The organism is Streptomyces sp. NPDC024632 (assembly GCF_055559175.1).
In genome coordinates this window covers 309,498-331,440 of sequence record NZ_JBVHLD010000001.1, presented here as the reverse complement: position 1 = coordinate 331,440, position 21,943 = coordinate 309,498, and the positions used below count along the sequence as shown (strand labels likewise).

The following is a 21,943-nucleotide window of genomic DNA, read 5'->3' as shown; positions in this document are numbered from 1 at the left end:
GGGTCCGCGGGAGTCTCCCGCGGACCCCGGTGCGTTCATACGGCGTTCGGACTCCTACGGCGTTCGGGTGATGAACAAGTGCCCGGTGCCGCCCGGTGCGGGTGTGTGACCTGGGCGGGAGGCGCGGCGCGGCGATGCGGGGGCCGCGCCTTCTTTGAACTCTCCGCGTCGCGCTGACTACTGTCAGCTCCCGTGGCTTCCCATCGACGCTCCCCACAGCCGGGCTTCGCCGCCCGCACCACCCGGGTCACCGTGCTGTCCGCGGCCGCCGCGGCCACCGCGGCGCTGTCCGGCGGTGCGGCGCAGGTCGCCTCGGCCGATCCCGGCGGGGGCGCACCCGACACGGCGTCCCGGCTCGACCGGCTCTACCAGCAGGCCGAGCAGGCCACCGAGAAGTACAACGCGGCGCAGGAGCACGCCAAGCGGCTCCGCGCCGACCTGACCACCCTCCAGGACCGGGCCGCCGAGGGGCAGCAGCGGGTCAACGACATGCGGCAGGAGCTGGGTTCGCTCGCCTCCGAGCAGTACCGCAGCGGCGGCATCGACCCCTCGCTCGCCCTGATGATGTCCTCGGACCCCGACCAGTACCTGGACCGGGCCACCACCTTGGACCGGCTCAGCGCCCAGCAGGCCGGGCGGCTGCGCCAACTCCAGGAGGCCGAGCGGCTGTTGCTCCAGCAGCGCTCCCAGGCGGCGGGCAAGCTCGCCGAACTGGACAAGGCCGGGGCGGTGCTCCAGGACCGCAAGCGGTCGGTGCAGCGGGCGCTCGGCGAGGCCCAGCGGCTGCTCAACGCGATGCCCGCCGCCCAGCGCGCCGGATACCGGCCCGGCATGGACGCCGGGCGCGCCTCCCGCGACCGTACGACCGCCGACCTGCCGGCCATCCCGAATCTGCCCGCCGCCTCGGGGCGCGGCGCGATGGCCGTGGCCGCCGCCCGCCAGATGGTCGGCGCCCCTTACGTCTGGGGCGCCACCGGGCCCAACTCCTTCGACTGCTCGGGCCTGATGCAGTACTCGTACGCACGGGCCGGGGTCGCGCTGCCGCGCACCTCGCAGGAGCAGATGAACGCCGGGCAGCGGGTGCCGCTGGACCAGGCGCGGCCCGGCGATCTGGTGATCTACCGCGGCGACGCCAGCCATGTCGGGATGTACGTCGGCGGCGGCCAGGTCATCCACGCCCCCTACCCCGGCGCCAGGGTCCGCTACGACCCGGTCGGCATGATGCCGATCACGGCCGTGACCCGGCCGTAAGGGCGCGGCGCCCCGGCCGTAGGGGGCGTCCTCGGGGCCGTACGATCGGGCCCATGGCCGTGGCGCCCCTCCGACGTACGCCGACCGCTTCCCGTGTCCGGGCGGCGGCGCTCGGCCTGTCCCTGGCGCTGCTGGCGGCGCTCGTCGCCGGGTGCGGCGGGACCGCCTCGGGCGGGCGGCCCACGGCGGACGCCACCGACGGCGGGATCCGGCAGGCGCTCGACCGGCGGGCCGCCGCGGTGCTGCACCACGACCGGGCGGCCTTCCTCGCCGGGATCGACCCGCGGGCGACGCGCTTCCTCGACCGGCAGAAGGCGATGTTCACCGACATCGCGGACGTGCCGCTGGCCGACTGGTCCTACCGGCTGGTGCGGACCGGCGCGTTCGGCCTGCCGCCGACCGCCGACGGCACGGTACGGGCCGCGGCCGAGGTCCAACTGCGGTACCGGCTCAGCGGATTCGACGCGGCGCCGGTCGCCGCGACCGACTACCTGACGCTGTCCCGGCGGGGCGGGAGCTGGTACGTGGCCGGGGACGACGACGGCGCCGCGTCCGGGCACCGCGGCGCCGTACAGCTGTGGGACCAGGGCCGGGTGACGGTGGTGCGCGGCACGGACAGCCTGGTGCTCGGGCTCGGCGACGCCGCCGGGCTGCGCGGCTACGCCGAGGACGTCGACCGGGCGGTGCCGGAGGTCCGGCGGACCTGGGGCGGCGCCGGGTGGTCGGGCAAGGTGGTGGTCGAGGTGCCGAGCACGCTGGACCAGATGGCCGCGCTGGCCGCCGCGGACCCGGCCGATTACCGCAACATCGCCGCCGTCACCACGGGGGAGGGCGGCGGCAGCGCGCGGGTCGGCTCCGACCGGGTGATCATCAACCCCGAGGCGTTCAGCGGGCTCTCCGCCTTCGGCCGGCAGACCGTGCTCACCCACGAGACCACGCATGTCGCCACCCGCGCGTGGACCACCGCCCGCACCCCGCTGTGGCTCTCCGAGGGCGCCGCCGACTGGACCGCCTACCGTACGGCGGGCCGCACCGCCCGCGAGCTCGCCCCGGAGCTGGCCGCCGCCGTCGCCGCGGGCCGCGTCCCCGCCGCGCTGCCCGCCGACGCCGACTTCCACTCCGCCGACGCCGACAGCCTCTCCCGCGCCTACGAGGGCGGCTGGCTCGCCTGCCGCCTGATCGCCGACCAGTGGTCCCCGGACGCGCTCGTCGCCTTCTACCGCGCCGTCGCCTCCGGCGGCACTGTCGACTCCCACCTGCGCACCACTCTCGGCACCACCCTCCCCGCCTTCACCGCCCGCTGGCGCGCCTACCTCCACCAGGAGCTGCCATGACCCGTGACCCCGCCGCGGACCCCCCGGCCCACCGGCCCCCGCCTCCGTCGAACGCCGCCCCAGGACGCCCCCCGCACACCTCGCCGCCGCCAGCAGGATCTTCGCCTGCGGCGGATGCCGGGTCTTCGGCCGCGGGGGTGGGGGACTTCAGTGCGGAGGAGGTCGGGCGGGCGCGGGCTTTGCGGCGGGGGGTGTGGCCGGTCGCGCTCGGCGGGCGGGTGGCAGCGCTGGGGCTGATGCTGGGGCTGGGGTTGACGGCCGGGGGAGCGGGGCTGGTCGCGGCGTTCGGCGGCGGGACGTGGGGCGGCCGGGTGGCGGGTGCGGCGGTGTCCCTGGTGCTGCTGCCCGAGGTGCTGGGGCTGCCCTTCGCGGCGCGCGGGCGCGTGGTGCGCCGCCGGTTCGGCCTGGTGACGCAGGGCTGGGGCGGGTGGTGGGCGGACGTGCTGCGCGGCCTGCTGATCTCGCTGCCGCTGACCTTCGGCGCGCTCTTCGCCGTCTACGCCCTCGCCGGGGCGACCGGCCACTGGTGGGCGTGGGCCGCGCTCGGCGCCGCCGCGCTGACCGTCCTGATGTCCTGGGCGGCGCCCATGATCTTCGAGCCGCTGTTCAACCGCTTCACGCCGATGGAGCCGGGCCCCCTCAGGGACGCCCTGCTGGCGCTCGCCGCCCGCGACGGCGTCACCGTCGAGGATGTGCTGGTCGCCGACGCCTCGCGCCGTACGACCGCGCTCAACGCGTACGTGTCCGGCTTCGGCCGCACCCGCCGCATCGTCGTCTACGACACCCTGCTGACCACGGCGCAGCCGCGCGAGGTGGAGCTGGTGGTCGCCCATGAACTCGGCCACGTCGTGCACCGGGACGTGCCGCGCGGCACCGCGCTCGGCGCGCTGGGCGCGGCCGTCGGCGTGTGCGTCCTGGCCGCCGTGGTGACCTGGCGGCCCCTGCTCGACCTCGCGGGCGCCGACGACTTCGCGGACCCGCGCTCCGCCTGGCTGCTGGCGGCCGTCGCCACTGTCGGCGGCGCCGTCGCCGGGCCGCTGGGCTGCGCGGTGAGCCGCGGGGTCGAGCGGCGCGCCGACCGGCACGCCCTCGAACTGACCGCGGACCCGGCCGAGTTCATCGCGATGCAGCGCCGCCTGACGGTCGCGAACATCGGCGACCCCGACCCGCCGCGCGCCCTGCACCTGATGTTCGGCACCCACCCCACCCCTGCCGAACGCATCGCCGCCGCCCGCGCCTGGCGCCCGGCCGCCCCGCAGGACACGTTCTAGCCCTTGTCGTGCACCCCGACCCGCTCGGCTCGGGTCAGCACCGCGGCCGGGGCGTCGGCGGGTTCCCCCTCGACCGCGCCGCGCGCCGCGCGGCGCGGCACGGTGGCCGCCCACAGCCGACGGCAGGCGCTCAGGGACGCCAGGACGAGCAGGCCGTTACGGGTGACGATCAGCGCCACGCCCAGCTTGTCGCTGTGGGCGATGTCCTCGAAGAAGATCGGGAACTCCAGCGTGGTGAAGAGCGTCGCGCCCAGCATCAGCGCGACCGGCCGCCGTACCACCGACTCCCGCAGCGTCATGCAGACCGCGCCGATGCCGACCAGCCACACCATGTACTGCGGGCTGATCACCCGGCTGGTGGTGGTGAAGACCAGCACCGCGGTGAAGGCCGCGTCGAAGGGCGTGGCGACCGAGTACGAGCGGGCCCGTACCCGCCACAGCAGCAGCCAGGCGAAGGCCAGCAGGGACAGCGCCATCGCCGCGGTGCTCACCAGGTGCACATGCGGGCCGATGAACTCGACCGACCCGTAGTGCATCCGCGCGGTGCCGTGCCAGCCGAAGTGCCGGGCGATGTGGAAGACGGTGGCGCCCAGGGACTCGACCTCGGTGCCGCGGTCGCGCTGGAAGGTGAGGAAGGACAGCGAGCCCGGCATGGCCAGGTGGAAGGCGAGCGCGATCACCGCCATCGTCACCGCCGCCGAGATCCACGACCGCCGGGTGGTACGGCCGCGGGGCGTCCCGATGAGCAGCAGCAGCGGCCACACCTTGAGCATGGCGCCCACCCCGGCCAGCACCCCGCCCGCCTTCGGGCGGCGCGGCAGCAGGAGCAGCCCCGCCACGGCGACGGCGGTGACCATCACGTCGTAGCGGGCGTAGATGATCGGGCCGAGCAGCGCGCCGCCGCCGACCCAGACCCACACCCCGGCCATCCGGCCGGCGCGCCTGACCCGCGAGTCGCGCAGCAGCACCGCCAGGATCACCGCGTCCGCGAGGAAGGCCAGCCAGAAGAAGGCGGCGGTGTAGCTGAGGAAGGGCAGCAGGCCGGGCGTGAGGATCACCAGCGCGGCCCCCGGCGGGTACTGCCAGGTCACGTCGTGCAGCGGGAAGCTGCCCGTGCTCAGCACCCCGTACCAGCGGTGGTAGACGGACGAGACATCGTGGGCGATGTACTGGCCGGGAAAGTGGACGACCTCGAACACGAACAACAAGAACGCGGCTCGGGTGACGACCCAGGTGAGCACGGCCCAGCCCCGACCGCTGATATGTGTGTTTGTCACGATACGCATCATGCGGTGAGCGGCGGCCCGGTCGCGGGACGGACGCGGCCGGTGGCGGCCAGCCGGGTGAACACCGCGTGAGCGGGTACTGTCGGCGGCGATGGACAAGACCCTGATCGTGACCAACGACTTCCCGCCCAGGCCCGGCGGCATTCAGTCCTTCGTGCACAGCATGGCGCTGCGGATGGACCCGGGACAGGTCGTCGTCTACACCTCCACCTGGAAGGACGGCGCCGAGGTCGCCCGCTTCGACGCGGAGCAGCCCTTCCCCGTGGTCCGCGACCGCACCTCGATGCTGCTGCCCACCCGCAGGGTCACCCGGCGCGCCGCCGACCTGCTGCGGGAACACGGCTGCTCCTCCGTCTGGTTCGGCGCCGCCGCCCCGCTCGGCCTGATGGCGCCCGCGCTGCGCAAGGCCGGGGCGCGGCGGCTGGTCGGCACCACGCACGGGCACGAGGCGGGCTGGGCGCAGCTCCCCGCCAGCCGCTCGCTGCTGCGCCGGATCGGCGAGGGCACCGACACCCTCACCTACCTCGGCGAGTACACCCGCTCCCGGATCGCCGCCGCGCTGACCCCGGCCGCCGCCGCCCGGATGGTCCAACTGCCGCCGGGCGTCGACGAGAAGACCTTCCACCCCGGCTCGGGCGGCGCGGTGGTACGGGCCAGGCTCGGCCTCGCCGACCGCCCGGTGGTGGTGTGCGTGTCGCGGCTGGTGCCGCGCAAGGGCCAGGACACGCTGATCCAGGCCATGCCCCGGATCCTGCACGAGGTGCCGGACACCGCGCTGCTGATCGTCGGCGGCGGACCGTACCGGGGGGACCTGGAGAAGCTGGCGGAGCGGACCGGCGTCGGCCACGCGGTGCGCTTCACCGGGCCCGTGCCGTGGGAGGAGCTGCCCGCCCACTACGGCGCCGGTGACGTCTTCGCGATGCCGTGCAGGACCCGGCGCGGCGGCCTGGACGTCGAAGGGCTCGGCATCGTCTACCTGGAGGCGTCCGCGACCGGGCTGCCGGTGATCGCGGGCGACTCCGGCGGCGCGCCCGACGCGGTCCTGGACGGCGAGACCGGCTGGGTGGTCGCGGGCGGCTCGCCCGCGCAGTGCGCCGACCGCGTCCTGACCCTGCTGCGCGACCCCGAACTGCGCGCCCGGATGGGCGAGCGCGGCCGTCGCTGGGTCGAGGACGCCTGGCGCTGGGACCTGCTGGCGCAGCGGCTCACGTCCCTGCTGTAACCCGATGGGCGCGGTCACGGCCGCCGTCCCGGCGCCGTCGTCGTACGAGAACCGGCCGCCGTAAAAGACCATGCGTCATGGGCATGGAGGGTTCACGCGGACCCGCCCATCATGCGCGCATGACATCAGACCTGACGCGCCGTCACTTTCTGGGACTCGGCGCCCTCCAGACCGCAGCAGCACTCGGCCTCACCCGTATCGCGCTCTCCGCGACCCCCGCGTCCGCCGCGCAGGCGGAGCCCGCCGCCACCACCTTCAGCCCCGCGATCGTGATCGGCTCCGGCTACGGCGGCGCCGTCGCCGCCCTCCGGCTCGGCCAGCGCGGTGTCACCACCACCGTCCTGGAGATGGGACGGCTGTGGGACACCCCCGCCGCCGACGGCAAGATCTTCTGCAACACCAGCTCGCCCGACCAGCGGTCGATGTGGTTCCGCAGCCGCACCGAGGCGCCGCTGGCGACCTTCCTCTGGCTCGACCTCGTCAACAAGGACATCACCCCCTACCCCGGCGTCCTGGACCGCGTGCACTACGGCGACATGTCCGTCTACGTCGGCCGCGGCGTCGGCGGCGGCTCCCTGGTCAACGGCGGCATGGCCGTCACCCCGTCCCGCGCGTACTTCGAGGAAGTCCTCCCGCAGGTCGACTCCACCGCGATGTACTCCACGTACTTCCCGCGCGCCACCACCATGCTCGGCGTCAACACCGTCGACCCCGCCTGGTTCGAGTCCACCGAGTGGTACCAGTTCGCCCGCGTCTCCCGCGACCAGGCCCACAGCGCCGGCCTCAACACCACCTTCGTGCCGAACGTGTACGACTTCTCGTACATGAAGGCCGAGGCCGCGGGCACCGCCACCAAGTCCGCGCTGGACCAGGAGGTCATCTACGGCAACAACCACGGCAAGCGCAGCGTCGACAAGACCTATCTGGCCTCGGCGCTCGGCACCGGGCACGTCACCATAGAGACCCTCAGCCGGGTCAGAGCCGTGAGAAGAGCGGCCGACGGCACGTACGTCCTCACCGTCGACCGGATCGACCTGACCGGCGCGGTCGTGGAGACCCGCGAGGTCGGCTGTCGCTACCTCTTCCTCGCCGCGGGCAGCCTCGGCTCCACCGAGATCCTGGTCAGGGCCCGCGAGACCGGCACCCTCCCGCAACTCAACGCGAGCGTGGGCACCGCCTGGGGCGGCAACGGCAACATCATGCTCGCCCGCGCCAACTACCTGTGGAATCCCACCGGGGCGCACCAGTCCACCATCCCCGTCATGGGCATCGACGACTGGTCCAACGCGAGCAACCCGGTCTTCGCCGAGATCGCGCCGCTCCCGATCGGCTTCGAGACCTGGATCAGCCTCTACCTGGCCATCACCAAGAACCCCGAACGCGGCACCTTCTCCTACGACGCCGCCACCGACTCCGCCCGGCTGAACTGGACGCTCGCCCAGAACCAGCCCTCGGTCAAGGCCGCCAAGACCCTCTTCGACCGGATCAACCGCAAGCAGGGCACGATCTACCGCTACGACCTCTTCGGCGGCAACAAAGCCTTCGCCGACGACTTCTGCTACCACCCGCTGGGCGGCCTGCCGCTCGGCCGCGCCACCGACGCGTACGGCCGTGTCAGCGGCTACGACCACCTCTACGTCACCGACAGCTCCCTGATCCCCGGCTCCATCGGCGTCAACCCGTTCGTGACGATCACCGCGCTCGCGGAGCGGCTCATGGACAGCGCCCTCGCCGAAATCAGCCCGTCCGGCGTGTGAGGACAGAACCTCAGCGCTGGTAAAGGGCCTCGATCTCCGCCGCGAAGTCCGTCAGGACGACATTCCGCTTCAGCTTCAGCGACGGCGTGACGTGGCCGGACTCCTCCGTGAACTGGGTCGGCAGAATGCGGAACTTCCGCACCGACTCGGCCTTGGAGACGGCCGCGTTGCCCTCGTCCACCGCGCGCTGCACGGCCGCCAGCAGCTCCGGGTCGGCCGCCAGCTCGGCGACGCCCGCGCCCGCCTTGCCGTGCTGCTCGGCCCAGTGCGGCAGGAACTCCTCGTCCAGGGTGATCAGCGCCGCCACGAACGGGCGCCCGTCACCGACCACCATGCACTCGGCGACCAGCGCGTCCGCCCTGATCCGGTCCTCGATCACCGCGGGCGCGACGTTCTTGCCGCCCGCCGTCACGATGATCTCCTTCTTCCGGCCGGTGATCGACAGATAGCCGTCCTCGTCGAGCGAGCCCAGGTCACCGGTGTGGAACCAGCCGTCGGAGACCGCCTCCGCGGTCGCCGCCTCGTTGTTCCAGTACCCGGTGAACAGGTGCTCGCCGTGCAGCAGCACCTCGCCGTCGTCCGCGATCCGCACGGTCGACCCGGGCAGCGGCTGGCCGACCGAACCGATCTTCGTACGGTCCCAGGGGTTGAAGGCCGTGGCCGCGCAGGACTCGGTGAGGCCGTAGCCCTCCAGCACCGTGAAGCCGATACCGCGGTAGAAGTGGCCGAGGCGCTCGCCCAGCGGCGCGCCGCCGGAGATCGCGTGGGTGGCCCGGCCGCCGAGGACCGCGCGGAGCTTGGCGTACACGAGCCGGTCGAAGACCTTGTGCGTGAACCGCAGCTTCAGCGACGGGCCCGCCGTGGTGTCCAGCGCCCGGCTGTACTCGATCGCGGTGGCCGCCGCGCGGTCGAAGATCTTGCCCTTGCCGCCCGCCTCCGCCGTGGCCCGCGCGGTGTTGTAGACCTTCTCGAAGACCCGCGGCACCCCCAGGACCATCGTCGGCCGGAACGAGCCGAGGTCGTCGGTGAGGTTCTTGACGTCCGGCACATGGCCGAGCCTGATCGGCGCCATCACGGCCGCGACCTCGACCAGCCGCCCGAAGACGTGGGCCAGCGGCAGGAAGAGCAGCACCGAGGAGTCCCCGGTACGGAACAGCGGGCTCAGCCGCTCCACCACGTTGCCGCACTCCGCGAAGAAGCTGCGGTGGCTCAGCACACAGCCCTTGGGGCGGCCCGTGGTGCCCGAGGTGTAGACGACGGTCGCGGGGGAGTCGGCGCCCGCGCTCGCGCTGCGCTCGTCCACCACCGCGTCGGAGATGTCGGTACCCGCCGCGTTCAGCGCGTCCACCGCGCCGGTGTCGATCCGCCACAGGTGCTTGAGCCGCGGCAGCCGCTCCCGTACGGACTCCACCGCGCTCTCGTGCGGCTCGGACTCCACGACCGCCGCGACCGCGCCCGAGTCGCTGAGGATCCACTCGATCTGGGACGCCGACGACGTCTCGTAGACCGGCACGGTGACCGCGCCCGCGCTCCAGATAGCGAAGTCCAGCAGCGTCCACTCGAACCGCGTTCTGGACATCACGGCCACCCGGTCGCCCGGCTGCACGCCCGAGGCGATCAGACCCTTGGCCGCGGCGCGCACCTCGGCGAGGAAACCCGTCGCGCTGACGTCCTGCCACCGGCCCGCGGAGTCCTTGCGGGCGACGACGGCGGTGTCCGGATGCTGAGCGGCGTTGCGGCGGATCAGATCCGTCAGATTGGCGTCCGCGGGGACCTCGTACAGGGCCGGAAGACTGAACTCACGCAAGGCGGCTGCTCCTCATCGGTGCCACGGCGCACCCGGAGGGAAGATGTGGACGGCGTGGACGTTACCCATCGGTAAAGCTCTGGCGATAGGGGGGCCGTACAGATGTTCTCAGCGTCACACACACATCACACGCGCTTCACACACCGGGGCGGAGCGGCTGGGTTCCTGCCCGGAAGAGTAGTCCAGCGCCCGGCCGGGCCGCCGCTGACCCGCTAGGGCGTGCCCGGCTATAAAGTGTCCGCATGCGGGTCCATGTGGTGAGTGACGTCCATGGCGCTGCCGAGGCCCTGAGCCGGGCCGGGGACGGCGCGGACGCGCTGGTCTGCCTGGGCGACCTGGTCCTCTTCCTCGACTACGCCGACCACTCCCGCGGCATCTTCCCCGACCTCTTCGGCGTCGCCAACGCCGACCGGATGGTCGAGCTGCGCACCGCCCGCCGCTTCGACGAGGCCAGGGTCCTGGACCAGGAGCTGTGGGCCGGGACCGACCGGCGCACCGCCATCGAGTCCGCGGTACGCAAGCAGTACGCGGAGCTGTTCGCCGCCTTCCCCGCCCCGACGTACGCCACCTACGGCAACGTCGACATCCCGGCCCTCTGGCCGGAGTACGCGGGCCCCGGCACCACCGTCCTGGACGGCGCGACCGCCGAGATCGGCGGCCGGGTCTTCGGCTTCGTCGGCGGCGGCCTGCGCACCCCGATGCGCACCCCGTACGAAATCTCCGAGGAGGAGTACGCGGCCAAGGTCGCCGCCCTCGGCCCGGTCGACGTGCTCTGCTCCCACATCCCGCCCGCGATCCCGGAACTCTGCTACGACACCGCCGCCCGGCGCTTCGAGCGCGGCAGCCAGGCGCTGCTGGAGGCGATCCACACCGTCCGGCCCAAATTCGCGCTCTTCGGCCACGTCCACCAGCCGCTGGTGCCGCGCACCCGGATCGGCCGCACCGAATGCGTCAACGTCGGGCATTTCAACCACACCCGCCGGCCGTGGGTCCTGGAGTGGTGACCCGGCCGCCGGACGCGACCGGCGGCGCCCGCAGCGGTGACGGCCGCCCCACCTGCACGCGGTAGCCTTCAGCAGCAATGGCATGCGATGTCCCGGAGGGGCTACGGCGATGGCGGAACACACGAAGTCGAGCATCACGATCGAGGCGGCTCCGGCCGCCGTCATGGGCGTCATCGCCGACTTCGGCCGCTACCCGGAGTGGACGGGAGAGGTCAAGGAGGCGGAAGTCCTCGCCACCGACGCCGAAGGCCGCGCCGAGCAGGTCCGGCTGGTGCTCGACGCCGGGGCGATCAAGGACGACCACACCCTGGCGTACACCTGGATCAGCGCCACCGAGGTGCGCTGGTCGCTGGTCAAGTCCCAGATGCTGCGCACCCTCGACGGCTCCTACGCCCTCGCGCCGCGCGACGGCGGCACGCGCACCGAGGTGACGTACCAGCTCACCGTGGACGTCAAGATCCCCATGCTCGGCATGATCAAGCGCAAGGCGGAGAAGGTCATCATCGACCGGGCGCTCGCGGGCCTGAAGAAGCGCGTCGAGTCCGGGAGCGGCGAGAGCGGGGACGCGGCCGGCGTGCCGGATTCCGCGGCCGACTCCGCCGCCAAGCCCGACGACCCGGCCTGACCCGGTGACCCGCGCCCCGCGACCGCCCCGCACCCTGCTCGTCACCGGCCACGGAGGCGCGGGCCGCACCACGGTCGCGGCGGCGACCGCCGTGGCCGCCGCCCGCGACGGCGTCCGTACGGTGCTGCTCACCGGCGACCGCGCCGACGTGGCCGCCCTGCTGCCGCTGTCCGCCGCGCCCGAGGCCGCGGGACCGCTGTCCGGATCACCCGCGCTCGGCCGCCCCAGCGCGGTGGACGGCGTGCCGGAACTGCGGGTCGCGGCCGTCGACACCGCCGCCTCCTACCGGGCCGCCACCCTCGACCTCCAGCAGCGGATCGGCACCCTGCTCGACATGCTCGGCGCGGCCCCCCTCGACCCCGAGGAGCTGACCGAGGTCCCCGGCGCCGACGCGCTCGCCCTGCTGCGGGCGCTGCGCGACGTGCACACCGTCGGCCACGACGACCGGCCGCCGTGGGACCTGGTCGTCGTCGACCTGCCGCCCGTGCGCGACGCCGTCGCGCTGCTCGCCCTGCCGGAACAACTGCGGCGCTACCTGCGGCGGTTGCTGCCCGCCGACCGGCAGGCCGCCCGCGCGCTGCGCCCGGTGCTCGCCCAGCTCGCCGGGGTCCCGATGCCCGCCGAGTGGGCGTACGAGGCCGCCGCCCGCGCCGACCGCGAGCTGTCCGCCGTGCAGTCGGTGATCGAGGACACCGGGACGACCGTGGCGGTCGTCGTGGAGCCGGGACCGCACGCCGAGCGCGTCCTGCGCGACGCCCGTACCGGACTCGCCCTGTTCGGCCACCGCCTCGAAGCCGTGGTCGCCAACCGGCTGCTGCCCGCCGACTCCGCCGACCCCTTCCTCGCCGGGCTCGGCGCCCGCCAGCAGGACCGGCTCAAGGCGATGGCCGAGACCTGTGCGGCCGACGCGGTGGCGCTGCGCGAACTGCCGCACCTGGGCGCGGAACCGCGAGGACCCGCGGAACTGGCGGCGCTGGCCGTCGACACCTTCGAGCACCGCTCTCCTCGAGCCGGTGTCTCGGGTTCGCGGGCCGCGGACCCCTGGACCGTCGACGACCGCCTCGCGGCCGAGGGCCACTTCGTGTGGTCGCTGCCGCTGCCGCTGCCCGGCGCGAGCCGCGAAGGGCTCGACCTGGTCCGCCGCGGCGACGAACTCGTCCTGGACGCGGGCGGCTTCCGGCGGATCGTGCCGCTGCCGTCCGCCCTGCGCCGCTGTACGGTCTCCGGCGCCGCGCTGCGGGACGGCGTGCTGCGCGTACGGTTCACGCCCGACCCGGCGCTCTGGCCGAACTGAGCGGGCGCCCCCGGCCCTCCCCGGGCTCCCCGGCGCCGGCTGCCCGTTCCCGGCTGCCCGCCGCCGGTACCCGCTGTCCCGTCGGCCGGTCGGGTACCGTCGAGGGAGCCGACGCAACCAGCCCGGAGCGCCCCTTTTGGAGCCGATCATGAGCGAATCCACGGAACGTCCCGACGCCGACGCCTGGGCGAAGGCCAGCGCCGAGGACATCGCGGCCGAGCACGCCAGACGGCGCGAGCAGGCGGGGCAGGGAGTCGGCAGCGCGGGCGAGGAGCTGCGCCGCCTCGCGGAGGCGTTCGGCGAGGCCGTCACGGACAAACTGGGGGCGCTGCGGAACCCCGCGGTACAGATGGCCGCCCAGGGCGTCATGTCCCAGGTGCGTTCAGTTGTCGAACCCATCAAGGACCGTAATCCGGATGTGTTCGACCATCTGACGGCCGCGGGAGCCGAACTGCTCGCCGCATACCGCTCTGCGGTGGCCCAACACGAGACGCGGTGGACGGGCGAGGACCGCGCTCCGAGTTCACCGACTGAACACATCGACCTCGACTGACCTCCCCTCCGGTACGGTTCTCCTAAGCGGGGATCGACCGAAAACTGAGGGACACATGGGACTCACCATCGGCGTCGACATCGGCGGCACCAAAATCGCGGCCGGCGTGGTCGACGAGGAAGGCTCGATTCTCGAGACCGTCAAGGTGCCGACGCCGCCGACTCCCGAGGGCGTCATCGACGCGATCGTGGAGGCGGTACGCCAGGTCAGCACCGGTCACCAGATCGAAGCCGTCGGCATCGGCGCCGCCGGCTATGTCGACGACAAGCGCGCCACCGTCCTCTTCGCCCCCAATATCAACTGGCGGCACGAGGCACTGAAGGACAAGGTCGAGCAGCGTGTCGGGCTCCCCGTGGTCGTGGAGAACGACGCCAACGCGGCGGCCTGGGGCGAGTACCGGTTCGGTGCCGGGCAGGGACATTCCGATGTGATCTGCATCACGCTCGGAACGGGTCTCGGCGGCGGCATCATCATCGGCAACAAGCTGCGGCGCGGCCGGTTCGGCGTCGCGGCCGAGTTCGGTCACATCCGGGTCGTGCCCGACGGGCTGCTGTGCGGTTGCGGCAGTCAGGGCTGCTGGGAGCAGTACGCGTCCGGGCGCGCGCTGGTCAGGTACGCGAAGCAGCGGGCCAACGCCACCCCGGAGAACGCGGAAGTGCTGCTCGCCCTCGGCGACGGCACGGTCGACGGCATCGAGGGCAGGCACATCAGTGCCGCCGCCCGCCAGGGCGACCCGGTCGCCGTCGACTCCTTCCGCGAGCTGGCCCGTTGGGCGGGCGCGGGGCTGGCCGACCTGGCCTCGCTCTTCGACCCGTCGGCGTTCATCGTCGGAGGCGGTGTGTCGGACGAGGGCGAACTGGTCCTCGACCCGATCCGCAAGTCCTTCCGGCGCTGGCTGATCGGCGGGGAGTGGCGTCCGCACGCGCAGGTACTGGCCGCCCAACTCGGCGGCAAGGCGGGGCTGGTGGGCGCGGCCGACCTGGCACGACAGGGCTGACACGATGACAGTGGAGGATCTGCCGAGTTCCGCCACCGAGCCGGGGGGCTCGGCGGTCGTCCGCGTGCTCAGCTACAACATCCGTTCCATGCGGGACGACACGGCGGCGCTGGCCCGGGTGATCCGAGCCTGCGCCCCCGATCTCGTCCTCGTCCAAGAGGCTCCGCGGTTCTTCCGATGGCGTAAGGCCGCGGCCCGCCTCGCCCGTGCGTCCGGCCTGGTGTACGTGACCGGCGGGGCGACCGCCGCGGGCCCGATGATCCTTTCCTCGCTCCGCGCGCATGTGGAGCGGGTGGAGGATCCGCTCATGCCGCACCGGCCCCCGCTGCACCAGCGGGGGTTCGCGACCGCCGTGCTCAGGATCGGCGGCGCGCGGCTGGCCGCCGTCTCCACCCACCTGAGCCTGTCGCCCGCCGAGCGGTACGAGCAGGCCGGATACGTACTGGACCGGGTGGCCGCGATGGGCGAGCCGTATGTGGTGCTGGGCGGCGACTTCAACGAGCCGCCGGACCGCCCCGGCTTCTCCCGGATCGCCGACGTCCTCCAGGACGGCTACGCCACCGCGCCGTGGGGCGCCGAGATCACCAACCACCGGGCGCCGTTCCAGCGGATCGACGCCGTCTTCAGCACACCGGGCATCGAGGTGCTGGGCTGCGGGGTCCCGTTGGGCCTGCCCGGAGTCAACGAGGCCGATCTGTACGCGGCCACCGACCACATGCCGGTGCTCGCCGCGCTCCGCGTACCCGCCACCGCGATGGAGGCGGAAGCGGAGGGCGACGCGGAAGCGGAGGCCGGGGCGGACGCGCGGGCCGGTACCGAGGCCGAAGCCGAGGCGGAAGCGGCGGGTTAGCCCCGCCGCCGCTCCTCGTCAGGGACGCGGGGCCTCAGACGACGGCCCCGCCGCCCGGCAGGTCGTCGTCGTCCTCTCCCGTACGCATCCGCGCGACCAGCGTCGTGAAGCCGCCGAGGAATCCGCCGACGCCCAAGAGGATGGCCCACCAGGTGAGTTCGACCTGGAAGAGGACGAAGCCCAGCATGAGCAGCGGTCCGCCCAGGACCGCGATCCAGGCGAATTTCGTGGTGACGTCCGCGTCGGGCAGCGGCGGCGGCTCGGGCGGCACGTAATGCGCGTCCTCGTCGTCGTCGGCCAGTTCGTAGTCGCGCGGACCCTGGATGACCGGGTGCACGACGATGCTGCGGCTGGAGCCGGGCAGCGCGGGACGTCCGGCGTCCGCCTTCGTGCCGGTCCCGGCCTCGCCCTCGTCGTCCTTCTCGCCGTCCTTCTCCGCGTCCGCCGAGCCGTCCCCCGGGCTGTTCCCCGAGGCACGCCCGGAGCCGGCCCCCGAGCCGTCCGCCGACCGGTCGCCCGGCCGCTGACCCGTGCCCGACGTGGTGGGTCCCGAGGCCGTCTCCGTGACGTTCTCCGAGTCCGGCCACGCCACCGACCCCGGCTCGGGCTCGTCGTCGTAGCCGGCGATCAGCGCGGCCCACGCCGCGTCCTCGTCGAGCGGCGGACGGGCCGGCTCCTCCTGCGGTGCGGTGCCCTCGTCCTCGCGGTCAGCCACCGGCCGTACCCCCCTTTACCGCTTCGTCGGCCGCGCCGCCCTCGGCGAGGTCCCCTGCGGGCTCCCCGCCTGGCCGGGACAGCCGCTGGATGAAGTCGTACGACTCCGTGAAGATCTGCTCGGCGTCGTGGTCGAGCGTGGCGACGTGGAAGCTGCGCTCCAGCACCCGCTCGGTGACATCGGTCGAGGAGACCTTGCTGAGCACCACCGCCGAATTCGACGGGTGCACCACATGGTCGACCCTGCTGTGCAGGAGCAGCAGCGGCTGGGTGACCTGCGGCAGCCCGGCGTGCACGACGGGCCAGAACTTGCTGAGCGAGTGCACGGCGTGCAGCGGCGTCCGGTCGTAGCCGAGCTCGGCGCCGCCCTCACGCGCGATGTCGCTGGCGATACCGGGCACCGACGGCACCAGGTGCCGCAGCACGGGCACCGCCTTGAGCTGGAGGCTGTCGGCCTTCACCGACGGGTTCACCAGCACGAGCCCGCTGATCGCGGCGCCGTGCCGCTCGGCCAGCCGCAGCGCCAGTGTGCCGCCCATCGACAGACCGCAGACGAAGACCTGCGAGCAGCGGTCGGACAGCGACCGCAGCTCGCGGTCGACCTCGGCGTACCAGTCCTGCCAGCCGGTGACCTGCATGTCCTGCCAGCGGGTGCCGTGGCCGGGCAGCAGGGGAACGGAGACGGTCAGCCCGCGGGCGGCCAGATATTCGCCCCAGGGACGCATGGACTGCGGTGTACCGGTGAATCCGTGACAGATCAGGACGCCGATCTCGCCGCCGTCATGGCGGTACGGCTCGGCTCCGGGCATGAGCGGCACCGTGGGTCTCCTGTTCGAGGGCGCGATCGCGGGTACACGAAGGTGAGAGGTTCAGCGTACGCGGACCGGATACCAAGCGGTAAGCCCCGTCGGTGGCCGCGGCGAGCGTGGCCCGGGCGGCCGTGGCGTGACCATGGCACCTTCATGGCGGCGGCACGACGGTGCCGTGATGTCGTCACGGCGTGGCCGCGGTGCCGGGGTGCGTGGGGAGAGACCGGGCCCGACTGGCGTTAAGGTCTTCCCGTCGGCTACAGGAGGTCCTCGGTTGTTCTACGGTGCGATGAAGATCGCCATCGGCTCGCCGCTCAAGGCTGCCTTCCGCCCCTGGGTGGAGGGCCTGGAGAACATCCCCAGGGAAGGGCCGGCGATCCTGGCGAGCAACCACCTGTCCTTCTCGGACTCCTTCTTCCTGCCCGCGATGCTGGACCGCAAGGTCACCTTCATCGCGAAGGCCGAATACTTCACCTCCCCCGGAGTCAAGGGGAAGCTGACGGCCGCCTTCTTCAAGGGCGTCGGACAGCTCCCGGTGGACCGCTCGGGCGCGCGCGGCGCGGGCGAGGCCGCGGTCAAGAGCGGCATCGCGGTGCTGGAGCGCGGTGAGCTGTTCGGCATCTACCCCGAGGGCACCCGCTCGCCCGACGGCCGCCTCTACCGCGGCAAGCCCGGCGGGCTCGCCCGTGTCGCGCTGGCCAGCGGCGCCCCGGTGATCCCGGTCGCGATGATCGACACCGAGAAGGTGCAGCCGGTCGGCCAGGTGATGCCCAAGCTCTCCATCCGCCCCGGCATCCGGATCGGCAAGCCGCTGGACTTCAGCCGCTACCACGGCATGGAGGGCGACCGCTTCATCCTGCGCTCGGTCACCGACGAGGTGATGTACGAGATCATGAAGCTGTCCGGCCAGGAGTACGTGGACATCTACGCCACCGCCGCCAAGCGCCAGATCGCCGAGGCCGCCAAGCGCGCCGCCGAACTGGAGAAGGCGGGGGGCCGGGACTCCGGTACGGGCGGGGAATCCGGTACGGGCGGGGAATCCGGTACGGGCGGGGACTCCGGCACCGGGGACTCCGGCACCGGGGACTCCGGCACCGGGGGAACCGGCGAGGGCGGCCCCGGCGACATAAAGCAGGAGCAACCCGCAGGCCAGTGACCGGCCGCGGGGGAGGGGACCCGGCATGAGGATGTCCGTCGAACAGCCGCTGTGGCGCGCGCTGGTCGCCTACCGTGTCCTGACCCTCGGCTACGCGCTGTCGCTGTACGTCTACGCGTACAACGACCTGCTGCACCCGCTCGGCGCCGGCGCGTACATGCTGGTGCTCGCGGTGTGGACGCTGTCCACGCTCGGCCGCGTGATGTCGGCCGAGCGCTGCACCAAGCGCTTCCTGACCATCGACCTCACGGTCGCGATCACCGGCATCCTGCTCACCGCCGTGGTCGACACCCAGGCCAGGATCGACTCGGGCTCCTTCACGCTGCCGTCGATATGGACCGCGGGCTCGGTGCTGGCCTTCGCCGTCAAGGGCGGCTGGCGGTGGGCCGCGGTCGCCTCCACGCTGGTCGCCGCCGCTGACCTGATCGAGCGCGGCACCCCCAGCCGCGACACCCTGCACAATGTCGTACTGATCTGGGTGGCGAGCATCGCCATCGGCTATGTGGTCGAGGTCGCGCGGGCCAGTGAGCGCACCCTGGCCCGCGCCCTCCAGATCGAGGCCGCCACCCGGGAGCGCGAGCGGCTGGCCCGCGACATCCACGACGGCGTCCTCCAGGTGCTCGCCATGGTGCAGCGGCGCGGCAACCAGGCCGGGGGAGAGGCCGCGGAGCTGGGCCGGATGGCGGGTGAGCAGGAGGCCGCGCTGCGCACCCTGATCACCGGCGGCCCGCTGCCCGAGGCGCGCGGCGCCGGTGACGCGCTGACGTCAGGCCCGCACGACCTCACCACGCTCCTCACGCCGTACGCCTCGGCGAGCGTCACGCTGTCCGCGCCCGGCACGCCCGTCCTGCTCGCACCGGACGCGGCGGCCGAACTGACCGCCGCCGTGGGCGCGGCGCTGGACAATGTGCGCAAGCACGCGGGTGACGGCGCGCACGCCTGGATTCTGGTCGAGGACGAGCCGGACGCGGTGCTGGTCAGCGTGCGGGACGACGGCCCGGGCATTTCCGAGGGGCGGCTGGCCGCGGCGGAGGACGAGGGGCGGCTCGGTGTCGCCCAGTCGATCCGCGGCCGGCTGCGGGACCTCGGCGGCACCGCCGTGGTGGAGTCGGTGCCGGGCCAGGGCACGGAGGTCGAACTGCGGCTGCCCAGGGGGGCGTCGAAGCACACCGACCCCGCGCCCGCGTTCGAGCCTGCTGCCGAGCCCGACCCCGACCGCGCGCCCGTGTCCGAGCCCGGCCCCCCGCCCGTGTCCGAGCCGGAGGACACCGACCCCGCGCCCGTATCCGGCCCTGACCCCGTGTCCCGGCCCGTGCCCGTACTCAGCGAGACAGAGGGAAGCAGGACCGCATGACCGACCAGTCCGTGACGGTGATGGTCGTCGACGACCACCCCATGTGGCGCGACGCCGTGGCCCGCGATCTGTCCGACTCCGGCTTCACGGTGGTGGCCACCGCGGGCGACGGCCCCGAGGCGATCAGGCGGGCGCGCGCCGCCCGCCCGCAGGTGATCGTCCTCGACCTCAACCTGCCCGGCGCCTCCGGCGTGCAGGTGTGCAAGCAGGTCATGTCGGACGACCCCGCCGTCCGCGTCCTGGTGCTGTCCGCCAGCGGCGAGCACGAGGACGTCCTGGAGGCGGTGAAGTCCGGTGCCACCGGCTATCTGCTGAAGTCCGCGGGCCGCGACGAACTGGTCGACGCGGTGCGCAGGACCGCCGTCGGGGACCCGGTGTTCACGCCGGGCCTGGCCGGACTCGTGCTCGGCGAGTACCGCAGGCTCGCGACCGTGCCGCCGCCCGCCACGACCGGCGAACCCGCCGCGCCCCGGCTCACCGAGCGCGAGACCGAGGTGCTGCGGCTGGTCGCCAAGGGCCTGAGCTACAAGCAGATCGCGCAGCGCCTGGTCATCTCCCACCGGACCGTGCAGAACCACGTGCAGAACACCCTCGGCAAACTCCAGCTCCACAATCGCGTCGAGCTTGTCCGATACGCGATCGAGGCCGGTCTTGACGGCGACCTGGACGGCGACATGTGACCCAAGTCACGCTAGCTTGGCCGGTGTTTGTCACATCCGGCACAGCTGGCTTGCGACGAAGGGAAGAGTCCATGCGGGTCGGAGTTCTGACCGGCGGCGGTGACTGCCCAGGTCTCAACGCGGTCATTCGCGGCATCGTCCGTAAAGGCGTCCAGGAGTACGGGTACGAATTCACCGGCTACCGGGACGGTTGGCGCGGTCCCCTCGAAGGGGACATCGTGCCGCTCGACATCCCGGCCGTGCGCGGCATCCTGCCGCGCGGCGGCACCATACTCGGGTCCTCCCGCACCAACCCGCTCAAGGTCGAGGGCGGCGTGGAGCGCGTCCAGCGCAATCTCGTCGAACAGGGCGTGGACGCGCTCATCGTGATCGGCGGCGAGGACACCCTCGGCGTGGCAGCCACCCTCCACGACGAACACGGCGTCAAGGTCGTCGGCGTCCCCAAGACCATCGACAACGACCTCGACGCCACCGACTACACCTTCGGCTTCGACACCGCGGTCAACATCGCCACCGAGGCCATCGACCGGCTGCACACCACCGCCGAGTCCCACATGCGCGTCCTGGTCGTCGAGGTCATGGGACGGCACGCGGGCTGGATAGCCCTGCACTCCGGCCTCGCGGGCGGGGCCAACGTCATCCTCATCCCGGAACAGCGCTTCGATCTCGACCAGGTCTGCGCGTGGGTCGAGAGCCGCTTCAAGATCCGCTACGCGCCGATCGTGGTCGTCGCCGAGGGCGCCATGCCCAAGGACGGCGACATGGTCCTCAAGGACGGCACCCTGGACTCCTTCGGCCACGTCCGGCTCTCCGGGATCGGCGAATGGCTGGCCAAACAGATTGAGAAGCGCACCGGCAAGGAGGCCAGGACCACCGTCCTCGGCCACGTCCAGCGCGGCGGCACCCCCAGCGCCTTCGACCGCTGGCTCGCCACCCGCTTCGGCCTGCACGCCATCGAGGCGGTCCGGGACGGGGACTTCGGCACGATGGTCGCGCTGCGCGCCACCGACATCGTCCGGGTGCCGATCGCGGACGCCACCGCCCGTATCAAGACCGTCGATCCGCTGCTCTACGAGGAGGTCGGCGTCTTCTTCGGCTAGGGCTGCTCCCCGCCGGAAATTCTTTTGCCCGTCGCTTGCCCGACACCGCTTGTCACCAGCGATCTCCTCGCCCTATTCTCCCTCCACCCGGCATCGGACCTGTCCAGTCCCGCCGCTTCGTTTCCCCCCATTGAGCACATGAGGAGCGCCCGGTATGACGGGTGTGGCGAGTGGGCAGCACGTGCCCCTACTGGCGGTCGCAGGCGGCACCGCATCCGGCAAGTCCACGCTTGCCGAGGCGTTGGCGCGGCATGACCCGGAGACCGTCGGTCTCATCCATCTCGACGACTTCTACGTCCCCGCGCACGATCCTGTGCGCGGGGTACGTACGCGGAGCGCCTCGGGCGCCGACACGCTGGACTGGAACCATCCGGGTTCCATCGACGAGGGGGCCGTCACGGCGGCCGTCGACGCCGCGACCTCCGGCGGGCGGTACCGGCTGGTCGTCGTCGAGGGCCTGTTCGCCCTCACCCTCCCCGCCGTCGTCGCCCGCGCCACCTGGCGCGTCTACGTCGACACGCCGGACGACATCCGGCTGGCCCGGAAGATCCTCCGCAAGATCGACGTCCTCGGCCAGGACCCGCGGCTCTCCCTCCTCAACTACCTTCAGAGCGGACGCGAACGCCACGCGGCCTACGTCGCCCCGTCCCGGGCCCGTGCCGATCTCGTGCTCGACGGCACGGCGGACGGCGCGTCGATGCTGCGTGCGGTGACCGCGCTCATGACGCTGCCCCCGAGGAGTGCGGGGAGCTGCGCGATCAGCCACAGCGTGGCGGCACTCGCCCCGCAGGCCGAGCCGCTCGCGGTCTGATCCCTCCCACCGGCCGGTGGGACGTGGCCGCGCGGTTCCTCGCGCCCCTGAGGAACGAGGAACCGCCG

The 21,943-nt window shown here is 72.9% G+C and carries 20 protein-coding genes; 16 read left to right on the top strand and 4 right to left on the bottom strand.

Annotated features, from left to right (window positions below; translation table 11 throughout):
* Positions 1 to 192 precede the first annotated feature (192 nt).
* The 3 genes from ACZ37P_RS01455 to ACZ37P_RS01445 all read left to right on the top strand — a co-directional run bounded on the left by ACZ37P_RS01455 (position 193) and on the right by ACZ37P_RS01445 (position 3,856).
* Positions 193 to 1,251 (top strand): C40 family peptidase, encoded by a 1,059-nt coding sequence (locus tag ACZ37P_RS01455; protein WP_467344260.1) that lies wholly within the window; start codon positions 193 to 195, stop codon positions 1,249 to 1,251.
* Between the two features lie 53 nt (positions 1,252 to 1,304).
* Entirely contained in the window at positions 1,305 to 2,585 is a 1,281-nt protein-coding gene (locus ACZ37P_RS01450; RefSeq protein ID WP_467344259.1) for a hypothetical protein, read from the top strand.
* A gap of 218 nt (positions 2,586 to 2,803) precedes the next feature.
* Complete coding sequence (locus ACZ37P_RS01445) at positions 2,804 to 3,856, top strand: M48 family metalloprotease (RefSeq protein ID WP_467344258.1); 1,053 nt, start codon at positions 2,804 to 2,806, stop codon at positions 3,854 to 3,856.
* Here ACZ37P_RS01445 and ACZ37P_RS01440 read toward each other — a convergent pair.
* Positions 3,853 to 5,142 carry a glycosyltransferase 87 family protein gene (locus tag ACZ37P_RS01440; RefSeq protein WP_467344257.1) on the bottom strand — a complete coding sequence of 430 codons (1,290 nt, stop codon included), beginning with the start codon at positions 5,140 to 5,142 and terminating at the stop codon, positions 3,853 to 3,855. The genes ACZ37P_RS01445 and ACZ37P_RS01440 overlap by 4 nt on opposite strands.
* A gap of 91 nt (positions 5,143 to 5,233) precedes the next feature.
* Here ACZ37P_RS01440 and ACZ37P_RS01435 point away from each other — a divergent pair, with 91 nt between their 5' ends.
* Both ACZ37P_RS01435 and ACZ37P_RS01430 read left to right on the top strand, forming a co-directional pair.
* Positions 5,234 to 6,364, top strand: a complete 1,131-nt coding sequence (locus tag ACZ37P_RS01435) for a glycosyltransferase family 4 protein (protein WP_355334230.1) — start codon at positions 5,234 to 5,236, stop codon at positions 6,362 to 6,364.
* A 119-nt stretch (positions 6,365 to 6,483) separates the two neighbouring features.
* Positions 6,484 to 8,121 (top strand): GMC oxidoreductase, encoded by a 1,638-nt coding sequence (locus ACZ37P_RS01430; protein ID WP_467344255.1) that lies wholly within the window; start codon positions 6,484 to 6,486, stop codon positions 8,119 to 8,121.
* Between the two features lie 10 nt (positions 8,122 to 8,131).
* Here ACZ37P_RS01430 and ACZ37P_RS01425 read toward each other — a convergent pair whose 3' ends face one another.
* Entirely contained in the window at positions 8,132 to 9,928 is a 1,797-nt protein-coding gene (locus tag ACZ37P_RS01425; RefSeq protein WP_467344253.1) for an AMP-dependent synthetase/ligase, read from the bottom strand.
* Between the two features lie 242 nt (positions 9,929 to 10,170).
* Between ACZ37P_RS01425 and ACZ37P_RS01420 the strand changes: the two genes are divergently transcribed.
* The 6 genes from ACZ37P_RS01420 (at position 10,171) to ACZ37P_RS01395 (ending at position 15,251) form a co-directional block, all read left to right on the top strand.
* Positions 10,171 to 10,932 carry a metallophosphoesterase family protein gene (locus tag ACZ37P_RS01420; RefSeq protein ID WP_355334223.1) on the top strand — a complete coding sequence of 254 codons (762 nt, stop codon included), beginning with the start codon at positions 10,171 to 10,173 and terminating at the stop codon, positions 10,930 to 10,932.
* 109 nt (positions 10,933 to 11,041) lie between these two features.
* Positions 11,042 to 11,557: an SRPBCC family protein gene (locus ACZ37P_RS01415; protein ID WP_401303812.1), complete on the top strand. Its 516-nt coding sequence runs from the start codon at positions 11,042 to 11,044 to the stop codon at positions 11,555 to 11,557.
* 4 nt (positions 11,558 to 11,561) lie between these two features.
* Positions 11,562 to 12,851, top strand: coding sequence for an ArsA family ATPase (locus tag ACZ37P_RS01410; RefSeq protein WP_467344251.1), 1,290 nt, complete (start codon positions 11,562 to 11,564; stop codon positions 12,849 to 12,851).
* A gap of 148 nt (positions 12,852 to 12,999) precedes the next feature.
* Positions 13,000 to 13,404, top strand: coding sequence for a DUF5304 family protein (locus tag ACZ37P_RS01405; RefSeq protein WP_355334216.1), 405 nt, complete (start codon positions 13,000 to 13,002; stop codon positions 13,402 to 13,404).
* A gap of 55 nt (positions 13,405 to 13,459) precedes the next feature.
* Entirely contained in the window at positions 13,460 to 14,401 is a 942-nt protein-coding gene (locus tag ACZ37P_RS01400) for an ROK family glucokinase (RefSeq protein ID WP_355334214.1), read from the top strand.
* 4 nt (positions 14,402 to 14,405) lie between these two features.
* Positions 14,406 to 15,251 (top strand): endonuclease/exonuclease/phosphatase family protein, encoded by an 846-nt coding sequence (locus ACZ37P_RS01395; RefSeq protein ID WP_401852896.1) that lies wholly within the window; start codon positions 14,406 to 14,408, stop codon positions 15,249 to 15,251.
* Between the two features lie 34 nt (positions 15,252 to 15,285).
* On the opposite strand, the gene ACZ37P_RS01390 is transcribed toward ACZ37P_RS01395, so the two are convergent.
* Both ACZ37P_RS01390 and ACZ37P_RS01385 read right to left on the bottom strand, forming a co-directional pair.
* On the bottom strand, positions 15,286 to 15,966 hold the full coding sequence (locus ACZ37P_RS01390) for a hypothetical protein (RefSeq protein ID WP_391043914.1): 681 nt from the start codon (positions 15,964 to 15,966) through the stop codon (positions 15,286 to 15,288).
* Positions 15,959 to 16,783 carry an alpha/beta hydrolase gene (locus tag ACZ37P_RS01385; protein ID WP_355334207.1) on the bottom strand — a complete coding sequence of 275 codons (825 nt, stop codon included), beginning with the start codon at positions 16,781 to 16,783 and terminating at the stop codon, positions 15,959 to 15,961. Before ACZ37P_RS01385 ends, ACZ37P_RS01390 begins: the two co-directional genes overlap by 8 nt.
* Before the next feature lie 265 nt (positions 16,784 to 17,048).
* Between ACZ37P_RS01385 and ACZ37P_RS01380 the strand changes: the two genes are divergently transcribed.
* The 5 genes from ACZ37P_RS01380 (at position 17,049) to ACZ37P_RS01360 (ending at position 21,875) form a co-directional block, all read left to right on the top strand.
* Positions 17,049 to 17,930, top strand: coding sequence for a lysophospholipid acyltransferase family protein (locus ACZ37P_RS01380; protein WP_467344250.1), 882 nt, complete (start codon positions 17,049 to 17,051; stop codon positions 17,928 to 17,930).
* 25 nt (positions 17,931 to 17,955) lie between these two features.
* On the top strand, positions 17,956 to 19,284 hold the full coding sequence (gene macS / locus ACZ37P_RS01375) for a MacS family sensor histidine kinase (protein WP_467344248.1): 1,329 nt from the start codon (positions 17,956 to 17,958) through the stop codon (positions 19,282 to 19,284).
* A complete protein-coding gene (locus ACZ37P_RS01370; RefSeq protein WP_188285457.1) occupies positions 19,281 to 19,964 on the top strand; it encodes a response regulator in 684 nt (227 codons plus the stop codon). The genes macS and ACZ37P_RS01370 overlap by 4 nt, the downstream gene beginning before the upstream one ends.
* Before the next feature lie 71 nt (positions 19,965 to 20,035).
* Positions 20,036 to 21,064: a 6-phosphofructokinase gene (locus ACZ37P_RS01365; protein ID WP_355334200.1), complete on the top strand. Its 1,029-nt coding sequence runs from the start codon at positions 20,036 to 20,038 to the stop codon at positions 21,062 to 21,064.
* Positions 21,065 to 21,218: 154 nt separating this feature from the next.
* A complete protein-coding gene (locus ACZ37P_RS01360; RefSeq protein WP_391159794.1) occupies positions 21,219 to 21,875 on the top strand; it encodes a uridine kinase family protein in 657 nt (218 codons plus the stop codon).
* The last annotated feature ends 68 nt before the right edge of the window (positions 21,876 to 21,943 follow it).